Below are 13,671 nucleotides of genomic sequence, written 5' to 3' on the forward strand. Positions count from 1 at the left end.
ACCGCGGCCCGAGCCGGAGCCGCGGGCCGGGTCAGGAGTGCGCGGGCGAGACGGCCTCGTCGGCGTGGATGCCGGCGAACAGGTCGTCCTCGGGCAGCTCGGTGTCGACCAGCGAGCGGGCCAGGTGGTAGTCCTCGGTGGGCCAGATCTCCTGCTGGAGCTCGCGCGGGCAGACGAACCAGAAGCCGTCGGGGTCCACCTGGGTGGCGTGCGCGAGCAGCGCCTGGTCACGGATCTCGAAGTAGTCGGCGCACGGCACGCGCGTGGTCACCGGCCACTTGGCGGGGCGGTCCTCCCAGCGGGCGATCCAGTCGCTGTAGGGGGAGCCCAGGCCGCGCTGGGTCATGACCTCGTGGAGCGCCTCGAACCGCTCCTTCGTGAAGCCCATCTGGTAGTAGAGCTTGAGCGGCTGCCACGGCTCGCCGGCGCCGGGATAGCGGTCGGGGTCGCCGGCGGCGTCGAACGCCTCCACCGACACCCGGTTGGTCATGATGTGGTCGGGGTGCGGGTAGCCGCCGTCGTCGTCGTAGGTGATGATCACATGCGGCCTGAACTCGCGCACGGCCGCCACCAGCGGCGCGGCGGCGTCCTCCAGCTTCTGCAGGGCGAAGCAGCCCTCGGGCAACTCCTCCTCCTCGCTCTCGGGCAGCCCCGAGTCGACGAAACCGAGGAACCGCTGCTCGACGCCGAGGATCTCACGGGCCCGCTCCATCTCGGCGCGGCGCACCTCGCCGATGTTGGCCACGATCTCGGGGCGGTCCATCTTCGGGTTGAGCACCGATCCGCGCTCGCCTCCCGTGAGCGTACAGACCAGCACCTCCACGCCTTCGCGGACGTAACGGGCCATCGTCGCCGCGCCCTTGCTGGACTCGTCGTCAGGGTGGGCGTGGACGGCCATCAGCCTCAGCGGTGCACTCACGGGCTCGATGTCTCCTCAGTCGGACCGAACAGGCGTCCAGACAGGTTAGTTTCTGCTGGGCGGTCGCGAGGGCGTGGCCCCCGCGGGCGACAATTGTCTCGGATAACGCTGAAGGAGTGCAGGGAGATTCCGCCATGGCCACCAGAGATGTCGGGAACGGGCCTGTTCTCGGCACACCCGACGACTACCCGGACCGTCCCAAACGAGGGGGCCGTCTCGTCGTGCACGTCGTGATCGGCGTGCTGGTGGCCATCATCGCGGGCGGATGGGGCTACGTGATGTGGTCGATGACCGGCAGCTCGTCCGGCGCCGTGGCGCAGGTCGTGTCGTTCACGGTGCAGCCGAGCCAGGCCGAGATCGTCTTCACCCTCGACAAGCCGGCCGATCGCGCGGCCGTCTGCCAGATCAGAGCCCTGGACGCCAAGCATGGCGAGGTGGGCACCAAGGACGTAAGAATCGGGCCGGGAGAGGGTACTAAGCAGCTCAAGGAGCGGCTGGAGACCAGCGCTGAGGCCGCTTCGGTCCACATCCAGTACTGCAATCTCATAGAATAAGACGTTTGGGGAAGCGTTGGTGCGGCCGGGCTTGTTAGCCTTTCGCAATTCGACCGCACGGGCGTCCCCAGAGTTCCAGGGCCCCTAGGCAAGCAAGGAGAACCCGTGGCCGACTCTCGCGATGAGAACGTCACATGGCTGACGCAGGAGGCGTACGACCGCCTGAAGGCGGAGTACGAATATCTCTCGGGCCCAGGGCGCGTCGACATCGCCAAGAAGATCGAGGCCGCCCGCGAAGAGGGTGATCTGAAGGAGAACGGCGGTTACCACGCCGCCAAGGACGAGCAGGGCAAGATGGAGGCCCGCATCTTCCACCTCCGCCAGATCCTGGACAGTGCGCAGGTCGGGGAGGCTCCGAAGACCGAGGGCGTCGTGGGCCCCGGCATGACCGTGACGATCCGGTTCGTCGGCGACGACGACGAGGTGACCTTCCTGCTCGCCTCCCGCGAGGAGAGCGGCGCGCCCATCGACGTGTACTCGCCCAAGTCCCCGCTGGGAGCGGCGATCAACGGCAAGAAGATCGGCGAGAAGGCGACCTACAGCATGCCCAACGGCCGTCAGAACACGGTCGAGATCCTCGAGGCCGTGCCGTACATCGGCAACTGACTCCCGGAGAGACGCACCGCCGGGCCCACGACGGCCCGGCGGAGCCTTCCGCTGCCCTGGGGCTGCGCCGCGGCTCGGCCATCCGCCAGGACCTGAGCTACCTGCTGCGCTCCGAGGCGCCTGGAGGTCCTCACCACCCGTACGGGCCGCACGGCCCGTACGGGCGTCCGCCCCGTGTCCGGCGTGACCACGCGCGGCTGGTGCCGTTCATCGTGGTGGCGCTGGTCGCGGTGCTGACCGCCGACGTGCTGCTCCTGGTCCAGCCCGGGGGGCGGCGGCAGCCCGTGCGGCAGGGGCAGGCGGCGGCGACGGCGCCCGCGCAGGCCCGGCCCTCGCCCGGGGAGACGCTGGTCGCCGAGTCCGGCCCGGCCCCCGAGGTCAGGCCGCTGGGCACGCTGCACAAGCCCAACCTGTTCGTCGTCACCCGCAAGCCGTTCACCACGAAGCTGCTGGAGAAGGTGGCGCGGTTATCCGGCGTGCGGGCACTGGAGCTGGCCGACGCGGCGTCCATCACGCTCGACGGCAAGCGCGTGCAGACCCTCGCCGTCGACCCCTCGACGTTCCGCTCCTACACGCCGAAGGTGACGGCGGCCTCCGACGCCCTGTGGAAGAACGTGGCGTCGGGCGATGTGGCGGTCTCGTTCGTGCTCGGCAACGACGGCGGCCTGTCGCTGCACAGCCGTGTGAGCGGCCCGGCGGGCCCGCTGCGCATCGGCGCCTACGCGACGACGGGCTTCGGCGCGGTGGACGCCGTCGTCTCCAAGCGGACGGGACGGGCGCTCGGCCTGCCCCGCGACAACGCGCTGATCGTCAGCGCTCCCAGGACCAACTCCGCGAAGCTGCGCGACGCCCTGCTCAAGGTGCTGCCGAAGGGCACGCAGGTGGCCATGGTCAACCCGGTGCTGCCCCCGGCCAAGAAGCAGGCGAAGGTGTGGGCGGCCGGCGCGTTCATGTCGGTCGACCAGATCACGGTGGCGCTGCGGGCGGCGGCCTCCAAGCTCGGCCGGCCGTACGTGTGGGGGGCCGAGGGTCCCGACACGTTCGACTGCTCGGGCCTGGTGCAGTGGGCCTACGCGCAGGCGGGCGTCAGGATGCCGCGCGTGACGCACCAGCAGTGGGTGACGGGCCCCCAGGTGCCGCTCTCGCAGGCGCAGCCGGGCGACCTCATCTTCTGGCGCAGCGACCCGACCAACCCCGGCTACATCTCGCACGTGGCCATCTACTGGGGCAACGGCAAGATGATCCAGGCCCCGCGCACGGGTGACGTGGTGAAGATCAGTCCGGTGCACACCCGCAACCTCGCCGGGGTCGTGCGCGTCAGTCCTGTCCTGGCCGGCAGGGTCAGGTAACCGTACGGTCATCAGCTCCATACCCTCCAGTGCGTGCGTCTGCCGAGCAATGGTGTAATTCTGATTACATGGAAAGCGGAGAAAGCACAGCACAGGTACGCGCGTGGTTCACCGGCCGCCTGCCGGAGGGCTGGTTCGCCGGCGCTCCCGAGGTCTTCCGCGACCGCGAGGAGATCGCGGTGATCGGCACGCTGCCCGAGCCGTCCGGCGACGTGCCCGAGGAGGAGCGCGCGGCGCTGGTCGACGGGCTCGTCCGGCGGTTCAGGGAGGAGACCCGGGAGCGCCGCGTCGAGATCGCCCGCGAGGCCGAGCGCAGGTTCCGCCAGAAGATCTCCTGGGGCGTCTCCTGTGGCGGGGAGACTGTGATGTTCACCACTCTGTCCGTGCCGGTGATGACCAGGCTCCGGCAGTCGGAGCGCCAGGTTCTCGACACGCTCGTGGCCGCCGGCGTGGCCCGCAGTCGCAGCGACGCGCTCGCCTGGTGCGTGCGCCTGGTCGGCAAGCACACCGACACCTGGCTGGCCGATCTCAGGGACGCCCTGCGCCACGTCGACCGCGTCCGCTCCTCCGGGCCCGACGTCGAATCCTGAGACCACGCAGCGAAAAAGAGACGGGAAATGGTTTATACCACTCCGGAAATTGGTTTAGACCATGCTCCGGAAGCCGGTTGAAGTGCCTGCGGCCATTCTTTTAAAACGGTTCCCGCTGGGTAGGCTCCCCGAATCGTCAAGGCCCCTGCCTGCGGCGACGCTCACGTGAACAGGTCTATGCCAATTGGCTTTCACGTGGCTTCGTCGTTAATGATGACTGGGCCCTGAAGACTCTGGAGGAGCCGTAGCCGTGTCGCTTTCCATCGATGTATCCGCCCCGACGAGCAATGCCGAATTGGCCGCCTGGGTGAACGAGGTGGCCGCCCTGACCCAGCCCGACCGGATCGAGTGGTGCGACGGCTCGGAGGCGGAATGGACCCGCCTGACCAACCTGCTGGTCGAGCAGGGCACGTTCACCCGCCTGGCCAAGCGGCCCAACAGCTTCCACGCCACGTCGGACCCGAGCGACGTCGCGCGGGTGGAGGACCGCACGTTCATCTGCTCGGAGCGCGAGGAGGACGCCGGGCCGACGAACAACTGGGTCGCGCCCGCGGAGATGCGCGCCACCTTCGGCGAGCTCTTCAAGGGCTGCATGCGCGGCCGGACCATGTACGTGGTGCCCTTCTGCATGGGCCCGCTCGGCGGCGAGATCTCGCAGCTCGGCGTGGAGATCACCGACTCCCCGTACGTCGCCGTCTCGATGCGGATCATGACCCGGATGGGCGAGAGGGCGCTCCGGCTCATCGAGGAGCGCGACGAGTTCGTGCGCTGCGTCCACAGTGTCGGCGCGCCGCTGGAGCCGGGCCAGGAGGACGTGCCCTGGCCGTGCAACTCCACCAAGTACATCAGCCACTTCCCCGAGACCCGCGAGATCTGGTCGTACGGCTCCGGCTACGGCGGCAACGCGCTGCTCGGCAAGAAGTGCTACGCCCTGCGCATCGCCAGCACCATGGCCCGCGACGAGGGCTGGATGGCCGAGCACATGCTCATCCTCAAGCTCACGCCGCCCGCCGGCGAGGCGCGCTACATCGCCGCCGCGTTCCCGAGCGCCTGCGGCAAGACCAACCTCGCCATGCTCCAGCCCACGATCCCCGGCTGGAAGGTGGAGACCGTCGGCGACGACATCGCGTGGATGCGGTTCGGCAAGGACGGCACGCTGCGCGCGATCAACCCGGAGGCCGGCTTCTTCGGCGTGGCGCCCGGCACCGGCGAGGTCACCAACGCCAACGCGGTCAGGACGCTCTGGGGCAACAGCATCTTCACCAACGTCGCCCTCACCGACGACGGCGACGTGTGGTGGGAGGGCCTCACCGACGAGCCCCCGGCGCACCTCACCGACTGGAAGGGCCGCTCCTGGATGCCGGACAGCGACGAGCCCGCCGCCCACCCGAACGCCCGGTTCACCACGCCCGCCGCCCAGTGCCCGACCATCGCGCGCGAGTGGCAGGACCCCGAGGGCGTCCCCATCTCGGCGATCCTGTTCGGCGGGCGCCGCGCCACCGCGGTGCCGCTCGTGACCGAGTCGCTGAGCTGGGAGCACGGCGTCTTCCTCGGAGCCAACGTCGCCTCCGAGAAGACCGCCGCGGCCGAGGGCAAGGTCGGCGAGCTGCGCTACGACCCGTTCGCGATGCTGCCGTTCTGCGGCTACAACATGGGCGACTACTTCGGCCACTGGCTGGAGATCGGCCGGCGCGAGGGCGCGCGGCTGCCGCGCATCTACTACGTCAACTGGTTCCGCAAGGACGCCGGCGGCCGGTTCGTCTGGCCGGGCTTCGGCGAGAACAGCCGCGTGCTCAAGTGGATCGTGGAGCGCCTCAACGGCGAGGCCGGGGCCGTGTCCACGCCGATCGGCCTGGTCCCCGAGACGCTCGACACCGAGGGCCTCGACCTGTCCGAGGAGGACCTGCGCATGCTGCTCTCGGTCGAGCCGGAGGTGTGGCGGGACGAGGCCGCCCAGATCCGCGCCCACTTCGACACCTTCGGCGAGCACCTGCCGAAGGAGCTGTGGGACCAGTACAACGCGCTGCTGGACCGCCTGTCGTAACGCCGCCCACAGGTGCCTCGCGGCCGGCCCGTCAACGGCGACGGGCCGGCCGCGTGATCGTGCGGCCCCTTGCCGGACGGGGCGAGACATCCTAGGTTCTGGGGCGTGATCGTGGACGCGCACCAGCACTTCTGGGACCTTGGGATCGGCTCCTACCCGTGGCTGACGCCGGAGCACGGCGTGTTGTACCGCACGTACCGGCCGGCGGACCTGGCGCCCGAACTGGCCGCGGCCGGGGTGGACGCCACCGTGCTGGTGCAGGCGGCCGACTCGTACGAGGAGACCGACGCCCTGCTGGCGCTGGCCGACGCCCACGACTTCGTCGCCGCGGTGGTCGGCTGGGTGCCGCTGACCCGGCCGGACGAGACCGCCGAGGCCATCGAGCGCTATGCCAGACATCCGAAGTTTCGCGGAGTTCGGCACCTCATCCACGACGAGCCGGACCCCGACTGGGTGGTCCAGGAGACCGTGCTGGAGTCGCTCGGGCTGCTGGCGGAGGCGGGGCTGACCTTCGACGTGGTCTCCCAGCTGCCCCGGCACCTCGACCACGTGGTCACGCTGGCCGAGCGCCATCCCACGTTGCGCGTCGTCGTGGACCACCTGTCCAAGCCGCGCGTCAGGGAGCACCTCTGGGAGCCGTGGGCGTCCCAGATCACGCGGGCGGCGGCGCTGCCCAACGTGTACGCCAAGGTGTCCGGGCTCGTCACCGAGGCCGACCACGAGAGCTGGACCGTGGAGGACTTGCGGCCGTACGTGGACCACGCGGTGCGGGCTTTCGGCCCCGAGCGGCTGATGGCCGGCAGCGACTGGCCGGTGGCGCTGCTCGCCGCCGACTACGGGACGGTCTGGCAGGTGACGTCGTCCCTGCTGGGAGGCACGGACCGGGAGCTCGTCCTGGGGGAAACAGCGCGGCGTTTTTACGCATTCGAGTGATCTTCCCACCGGCATTATGGCTGGGTGTTTTCTTGGGTTTAGGGAGCTTTGGGGTGGAAAAGCTGCGGATGTGGGGGGACTACGCTGCGTCGATGGATCTTTCCTTACCGTCACGCCCGTCGCGTGCACGGACAGCGTCGGCATGCCCTACGAGGTCACCCTGGAGCTGTCGCGCGACGGCACGCCGTACGGCGTCGTGGGGGAGCGGTGCGGCTGGCTGCTGCGACGGCTGGCGCACGGCGTGGACGAGGCCCGCGCGGGGAGGGGGGCGGCCGGGCGGTGGCCGGACCCCGATGACCGCTTCCCCGACGAGGATCCGGACAGCGAGCTGTTCGTGTTCCGGTATCGTACGAGGTCAGCCGTGGTGGGAGGAGGCGAGCTGCGCTGCCAGCTCCGCACGATCCCGCTGTGGGTGCCCGGGCGTGGCCGGCCGGGGCGATGGCGGCTGACGCGCCGCGCCTTCGTCGAGGCGTGGGGCACGGGGGGCGTCGGCATGCGTGCCGTGCTGACCTCGGCGGAGCTCGCCGGCTTCGTGCACGCGCTCGTCGCCGAGGCCGACGGCTGTCTCGCCACGACCGTGCCGAGACGGCGGACGCCCCGCCGTTCGGCCGAAGATCTCAACAGGAATCCCAATGAGGGAGCAGGCACGGGCGAAACACGGTGATAATTGCCTGTTAGGTCATTCGACCGAAGGCACAGCACCGCTGGGGAGGGACTCCGTGGGCCTGCGCGACCTGGTCTACCGGCTGTACGAACGCCGGTTGGAGGCCAAGCTGTCCAAGGACAGCGGTCCCCGGCATGTCGGGGTCATCATCGACGGCAACCGCCGCTGGGCACGCGCCATGGGCATGCGCGACGTCTCCAGGGGCCACCGCAAGGGTGCGGACAAGATCTCCGAGCTGCTCACCTGGTGTCGGGAGTCCGGCGTCGAGGTGGTCACGGTGTGGATGCTGTCCAACGACAACCTCAACCGGCCCAGCGAGGAGCTGGAGCCGCTCCTGCGGATCATCGAGGACGTCACGCAGGAGCTCGTGGAGCAGGGCTGGCGGATCAGCCCGGTCGGGGCGCTCGATCTGCTCCCCGACAGGACCGCCAATGTCCTAAAAAACGCGAAAGAAGCGACATCGCACCGTCCTGGCCTGATTGTGAACGTTGCAGTTGGGTATGGAGGAAGACGTGAGATTGCCGATGCGGTGCGCTCACTCCTCCAGGAGCAAGCCAGCAAGGGGGCCAGCATCGAGGACCTCGTCGAGGTACTCGATGTGGAGCACATCGCGGAGCATCTCTACACTCGCGGCCAGCCCGACCCGGACCTTCTCATCCGGACCTCGGGCGAGCAGCGGCTGTCCGGCTTCATGCTCTGGCAGAGCGCTCACTCCGAGTTCTACTTCCACGAGGCTTACTGGCCTGACTTCCGCAGGGTCGACTTCCTGCGGGCGCTGCGCGACTACGCCGCGAGGCACCGGCGTTACGGTTCCTGACCCGACATCTGGGTATCCAAGACGTAACGTTGGAAGTGTCCGGTCACAGACCGGACACTCCGGAGAGGGCCCCATCCTTGCGCCAAGACTTGCCGAGGGGGCCGGAATTCGGCGTCGCCGGCACGTCGCGGCCGAGGACACGGGTCCGGTCCGATTCCCACCTCGTCTGCAGGGTGCCCCCCGCCAGGGGCGCCCGGGGGAGAACGTGTGGCAGTGTCCTCGAGCAACCCGTCCACCCAGTCCGGCAAGCGCACGTACGTGCTGGACACCTCGGTGCTCCTCGCCGACCCGGCGGCGATGACCCGCTTCGCCGAGCATGAGGTCGTCCTCCCGATCGTGGTCATCACGGAGCTGGAGGGGAAGCGGCACCATCCCGAGCTGGGCTACTTCGCGCGCAAGGCCCTGCGCTACCTCGACGACCTGCGCGTCAGACACGGCCGGTTGGACGAGCCGATGCCGGCGGGGGACGGCACCATCAGGGTGGAGCTCAACCACAGCGACCCGTCCATCCTGCCCGTGGGCTTCCGCCTGGGCGACAACGACACCCGCATCCTCACGGTGGCCCGCGCGCTGGCCGCCGAGGGCTGTGACGTCGTGCTGGTGTCCAAGGATCTGCCCATGCGGGTCAAGGCGGCCTCGATCGGCCTGGCCGCGGAGGAGTACCGCGCCGAGCTGGTCGTCGAGTCGGGCTGGACCGGGATGGCCGAGATCCAGGTGACCGACGAGGACGTTCAGACCCTCTTCGACCAGGGCTCGGCCGAGGTGGAGGAGGCCAGGGAACTGCCCGCCCACACGGGCCTGCGGCTGCTGTCGAACAAGGGCTCGGCGCTCGGCCGGGTGCTGCCCGACAAGTCGGTACGGCTGGTGCGCGGCGACCGCGAGGTGTTCGGCCTGCACGGCCGCTCGGCCGAGCAGCGGATCGCGCTCGACCTGCTGATGGACCCGGAGATCGGCATCGTGTCGCTCGGCGGCCGGGCCGGCACCGGCAAGTCCGCGCTGGCGCTCTGCGCGGGCCTGGAGGCCGTCCTGGAGCGCCGCCAGCACCGCAAGGTGATCGTCTTCCGGCCGATCTACGCGGTGGGCGGCCAGGAGCTCGGCTACCTGCCCGGCACCGAGGGCGAGAAGATGGGCCCGTGGGGCCAGGCGGTCTACGACACCCTGGGCGCGATCACCTCGCCGGAGGTGATCGAGGAGGTGCACGACCGCGGGATGCTGGAGGTGCTGCCGCTCACCCACATCCGCGGCCGGTCCCTGCACGACGCGTTCGTGATCGTGGACGAGGCCCAGTCGCTGGAGCGCGGGGTGCTGCTGACGGTGCTCAGCCGCATCGGCGCCAACTCCCGCGTGGTGCTCACCCACGACATCGCCCAGCGCGACAACCTGCGCGTCGGCCGGCACGACGGTGTCGTGGCCGTGGTGGAGAAGCTCAAGGGCCACCCGCTGTTCGCCCACGTGACGCTGACGCGGTCGGAGCGCTCGCCGATCGCCGCCCTGGTGACGGAGATGCTGGAGGACATCAACCTCTAGGTCGCCTCAGGCGGGTCACTTCAGGTCGCCGCAGATGAACCGCCCCTCCACCTTGGAGGGGCGGTTCTCGTACCTGTGGACGATTTTGACCTGCTCGAACGCGGCGTCCTGCTGGGCCGTGCACACGATCTGGGCCTTGGCGGGCCGCGACAGGGTGCCCTCGCCCTTGACGATCACGGTGAGCGTCGAGGTGCGGGGCAGCTTGACCTCGTCGCGCCGGATCGGGTTGAGGGAGTCCTCGATGCCCTCCAGGGTGAACCCGCGCAGCGCCGTGTCACGGCCGCCGAGCGGCTGCGTGGAGGCCGCGAACAGGGCCGTCAGGAGGCTCTCGACGGTGTCCGACTCGACGTCGGCCGGCTCCAGCGTCAGCTTGCCGCCCTTGATCAGGTAGATGGTCTTGGACGGCGGAGGCACCGCGACCGTCGGCGGCCCGGCCACCTCCCGCACGTCGGTCGGCGAGATGCCGCAGGCGGACACGGGCACCAGCAGGGCGCCCGTGAGGAGCGCCAGGGCGCCCCGTGCGCCGCGTGGGCGCAGCAGGCCCCGGCCAGGGGTCGTCCGTGCCGTGCGGCCCCTCATGCGCGCGGCAGCCAGACCGTGAAGAGCGTGCCCGGCGACTGCGGGCGCACGGAGATCGTGCCGCCGTGGAGCTGCGCGTTGGCCCGCGCGATGGACAGGCCGAGGCCGCTGCCCTGGCTGCGGGTCCGCCCGGCGCCCGCCTTGAAGAACCGGTCGAAGACATGGGGCAGTGCCTCGGGCGGGATGCCCTTGCCGTGGTCGCGCACCTTCACCTCCAGGCCGTTCTCCGTGCCCCGGGCGCTCACCAGCACCGGCGCCCGGCCGTGCTTGAGCGCGTTGCCGACCAGGTTGGCCACGATGATGTCGAACCTGCGCGGGTCCAGGTTGACCGTCAGGCCAGGCGGTACGCTCACCTGCACGTCCTCGTCCCAGCCGCGCACCTCCAGGCAGCCCTGGACGGCGTCGGACACGTTAACCGGCTCCAGGTTGAGCGTGGCCGTGCCCGCGTCGAACCGGCTGATCTCGATGAGGTGCTCGATCAGCTCGCGCAGCCGCTCGATCTCCCTGAGCACGAGCCGGACGGCCTGTGCCGTGTCCTCCGGGAGCCGCTCCGCCTCGTCGTTGAGCACGTCCGCCACGGCCGTCATCGCGGTCAGCGGCGTGCGCAGCTCGTGGGAGACGTCCGCGACGAACCGGCGCGACATGGCCTCCAGCGCCCGCAGCTCCGACACGCTCAGCTCCAGCGCCGCCGCCGCGTCGTTGAAGCGGGAGGTCAGCTCGGCCAGCTCGTCCTGCCCGTGGACCGGCAGGCGGGTGTCGAGCCGGCCCTGTCCGAGCGCCTGGGCCGCCGCGCTCAGCCGCCGGACCGGGAGCAGCACCTGCCGGGCCGACAGCAGGGCCACGACGAGGGCGATCGCGACGATGCTGGCGCCGCCCTGGGTGAGCTTGCCGCGCAGCGCCGCGAGCTGGCTCTGCTCGTCACGCAGCGGGAAGAAGACGAAGGTACGCAGCCCGGTCGGCTCGGCGGTGGAGCCGGCGCGCCGGTAGACCTCGGAGCCGACGACGAGCCACAGCTCGTTGCGAATCACCCTGAGCTGGGTGACGACGTTCTGCTTGGCCCGGCCGTACAGCTCGTTGGGCACGTCGTCCATGGTCAGCGGGCCGTCGGCGTAGAGCAGGTCGCGGTACTCGACGACGACGCTGCGTCCGGGGCCGTCGAGCGCCTGGCCGAGCTGCTCCAGGTTCTGCGCGGTGGGCGACGCCTCACCCTGCCGCAGTCTGCCGATCGGGAAGGTGATGCGGTCGAGCTCGCGGCTGACCACGTCCACGGCGGTGTCCTCGGCCCGCTCGACCAGCGCGGTCTTGGCCAGCTCGAAGCCGATGGTCGCGACGAGCACCGAGGCGGTGACGGCGACCAGGGTGAAGGTGATGACGAGCCGCGCGCGCAGGCCGATGGGCAGTCTGATCAGCCGTCCGAGACGGTTCCTGATCATGGAGGGCTGAACCGGTAGCCGAACCCGCGCACGGTGTGGATGAACACCGGCTCGGCCGGCTTCGGCTCGATCTTCGCGCGTACCCGCTGGACGCAGGCGTCCACCAGGCGGGAGTCGGCGACGTGCGTGTGGTCCCAGACCTCCCGCAGGAGGTAGCGCCGGTTGAGCACCTGGCCGGGGTGGCGCACCAGCTCCAGCAGCAGCCGCAGCTCGGTCGGGGTCAGGTGGATCTCCTTGCCGGCCAGCGTGACCTTCAGCGCGCCCCGGTCGATCACGAGGTCGCCGAAGGTGATGCGGTCCGAGGCCGCCGACTCGGCGCGGCGCAGGATGGCGCGGATGCGGGCGTCGAGCACGCGCGGCTCGACGGGCTTGACCACGTAATCGTCGGCCCCGGCCTCCAGGCCGACCACGATGTCGAGGTCGTCGCCGCGGGCGGTGAGCAGGATCACGGGGAGCTGGTCGAGCCGGCGGATGCGGCGGCACACCTCGACCCCGTCGATGCCGGGGAGCATGACGTCGAGGATGGCGATCTCGGGCCGGCGCGACCGGATGTGGTCCAGGCCCTCCTCGCCGGTGGCGTAGGAGGTGACGGAGTGTCCCTGCCGCGTCAGTGCCAGCTCCAGGGCTGTGCGCACGGAGGCGTCGTCTTCGATGAGGAGGATGCCGGCCACCTGCACATTATTCGTCCAGATATGGGATGCATCTGACGTGCGTCATAGAACTGTGACATGTCACGCACACGACCACAAAAAACGCCCGTCAGCCTATAGGCCGCCTCTGCTCATCGGAAAGCCACGGTAACGTGTGATGAAAATCACACCGTGCGGGAAACGGCACGCCAAGTGGCTGGTGGGACCAGAGTTGTCCTGCCGAATGTCCCGTTTCGGTTGCGGACCACCCCCCAGGACAGGGCAAGCTCATTGCTCGTGAGCCCAGGACCGCAGTTGAGTGAGCGTCGCGCTCCCGAAACCCCCCGCTCGGCACGCCGACCGGCCCGTTCCTCGAGGCTGACCCCCAAGCGGGTGCTCGGCGTCGGCCTGGCGGTCGTGATCGTCGTCGGCGGCGGCGGCTTCGTCGCCTACCGCGCCGTCCAGAACGCCGACGCGCCCCGCACCCCCTTGTCGCTGACCGACATGGGCAACATCGCCAGTGGCGACTTCGGCGGGTCCGACCCCAAGACCGACGCGCTCAAGGAGGCCGCCGTCCAGGCCTACCGGGCCGACAAGCTGAAGGACGGGCGCGCCGGCAAGCCGTCCGGCTTCGACTGGGTCGAGGTCAAGAAGAAGGCCCCGGGTGGCGGCGGCTTCCCGCCCGCCAACTTCCCGCCCGGCAGCACCCCCTCCCCGGGCAGCAACAAGGCCATCGCGCGGACCATGCTGGCCGGTGCGGGCTTCGGCGCCGACCAGTGGGGCTGCCTCGAACGGCTCTGGCAGAAGGAGAGCGGCTGGAACGAGCGGGCGATGAACCGCTACTCCGGCGCGTACGGCATCCCGCAGTCCCTGCCCGGCAGCAAGATGGCCTCGGCCGGCGGCGACTGGCAGACCAACGCCGCCACCCAGATCAAGTGGGGCCTCGGCTACATCAAGGGCCGCTACGGCTCGCCGTGCGGCGCGTGGGGGCACTCCCAGTCCACGGGTTGGTACTGACAGGTCATCC

General features: G+C 70.1%; 14 protein-coding genes. 10 read left to right on the forward strand and 4 right to left on the reverse strand.

Translation table 11 applies throughout. The features are described from left to right. Positions 1-31 precede the first annotated feature (31 nt). The gene (mca, locus tag MTP10_RS14720; RefSeq protein WP_310709715.1) at positions 32-919 is read right to left on the reverse strand and encodes a mycothiol conjugate amidase Mca; all 888 of its coding nucleotides are present in this window, start codon (positions 917-919) and stop codon (positions 32-34) included. Between the two features lie 134 nt (positions 920-1,053). Between mca and MTP10_RS14725 the strand changes: the two genes are divergently transcribed. The 9 genes from MTP10_RS14725 (at position 1,054) to MTP10_RS14765 (ending at position 10,003) form a co-directional block, all read left to right on the forward strand. Then, positions 1,054-1,473, forward strand: coding sequence for a DUF4307 domain-containing protein (locus tag MTP10_RS14725; RefSeq protein WP_310709716.1), 420 nt, complete (start codon positions 1,054-1,056; stop codon positions 1,471-1,473). Between the two features lie 105 nt (positions 1,474-1,578). Then, positions 1,579-2,079, forward strand: a complete 501-nt coding sequence (gene greA / locus MTP10_RS14730) for a transcription elongation factor GreA (RefSeq protein ID WP_049557273.1) — start codon at positions 1,579-1,581, stop codon at positions 2,077-2,079. Positions 2,080-2,279: 200 nt separating this feature from the next. Continuing rightward, a complete protein-coding gene (locus MTP10_RS14735; RefSeq protein WP_310709717.1) occupies positions 2,280-3,428 on the forward strand; it encodes a C40 family peptidase in 1,149 nt (382 codons plus the stop codon). Between the two features lie 68 nt (positions 3,429-3,496). After that, positions 3,497-4,018 carry a hypothetical protein gene (locus MTP10_RS14740; protein ID WP_310709718.1) on the forward strand — a complete coding sequence of 174 codons (522 nt, stop codon included), beginning with the start codon at positions 3,497-3,499 and terminating at the stop codon, positions 4,016-4,018. A gap of 250 nt (positions 4,019-4,268) precedes the next feature. Then, entirely contained in the window at positions 4,269-6,062 is a 1,794-nt protein-coding gene (locus MTP10_RS14745; RefSeq protein WP_310709719.1) for a phosphoenolpyruvate carboxykinase (GTP), read from the forward strand. 105 nt (positions 6,063-6,167) lie between these two features. After that, complete coding sequence (locus tag MTP10_RS14750; protein WP_310709720.1) at positions 6,168-6,995, forward strand: amidohydrolase family protein; 828 nt, start codon at positions 6,168-6,170, stop codon at positions 6,993-6,995. Between the two features lie 142 nt (positions 6,996-7,137). After that, a complete protein-coding gene (locus MTP10_RS14755; RefSeq protein ID WP_310709721.1) occupies positions 7,138-7,659 on the forward strand; it encodes a hypothetical protein in 522 nt (173 codons plus the stop codon). A 55-nt stretch (positions 7,660-7,714) separates the two neighbouring features. Further along, positions 7,715-8,476 carry an isoprenyl transferase gene (locus MTP10_RS14760; protein WP_310709722.1) on the forward strand — a complete coding sequence of 254 codons (762 nt, stop codon included), beginning with the start codon at positions 7,715-7,717 and terminating at the stop codon, positions 8,474-8,476. A 207-nt stretch (positions 8,477-8,683) separates the two neighbouring features. Beyond that, on the forward strand, positions 8,684-10,003 hold the full coding sequence (locus MTP10_RS14765; RefSeq protein WP_310709723.1) for a PhoH family protein: 1,320 nt from the start codon (positions 8,684-8,686) through the stop codon (positions 10,001-10,003). A gap of 15 nt (positions 10,004-10,018) precedes the next feature. On the opposite strand, the gene MTP10_RS14770 is transcribed toward MTP10_RS14765, so the two are convergent. From MTP10_RS14770 to MTP10_RS14780, 3 genes are read right to left on the reverse strand one after another with little or no spacing between them, the layout of a single operon-like run. Continuing rightward, a complete protein-coding gene (locus MTP10_RS14770; protein ID WP_310709724.1) occupies positions 10,019-10,582 on the reverse strand; it encodes a hypothetical protein in 564 nt (187 codons plus the stop codon). Next, complete coding sequence (locus tag MTP10_RS14775) at positions 10,579-12,015, reverse strand: HAMP domain-containing sensor histidine kinase (RefSeq protein ID WP_310709725.1); 1,437 nt, start codon at positions 12,013-12,015, stop codon at positions 10,579-10,581. Before MTP10_RS14775 ends, MTP10_RS14770 begins: the two co-directional genes overlap by 4 nt. Beyond that, a complete protein-coding gene (locus MTP10_RS14780) occupies positions 12,012-12,686 on the reverse strand; it encodes a response regulator transcription factor (RefSeq protein ID WP_175603042.1) in 675 nt (224 codons plus the stop codon). The genes MTP10_RS14775 and MTP10_RS14780 overlap by 4 nt, the downstream gene beginning before the upstream one ends. Positions 12,687-12,959: 273 nt before the next feature. On the opposite strand from MTP10_RS14780, the gene MTP10_RS14785 reads away from it, so the two are divergent. After that, complete coding sequence (locus MTP10_RS14785) at positions 12,960-13,661, forward strand: lytic transglycosylase domain-containing protein (protein WP_310709726.1); 702 nt, start codon at positions 12,960-12,962, stop codon at positions 13,659-13,661. The last annotated feature ends 10 nt before the right edge of the window (positions 13,662-13,671 follow it).

Source organism: Nonomuraea sp. 3-1Str (assembly GCF_031570565.1).
Taxonomy (GTDB): Bacteria; Actinomycetota; Actinomycetes; order Streptosporangiales; family Streptosporangiaceae; genus Nonomuraea.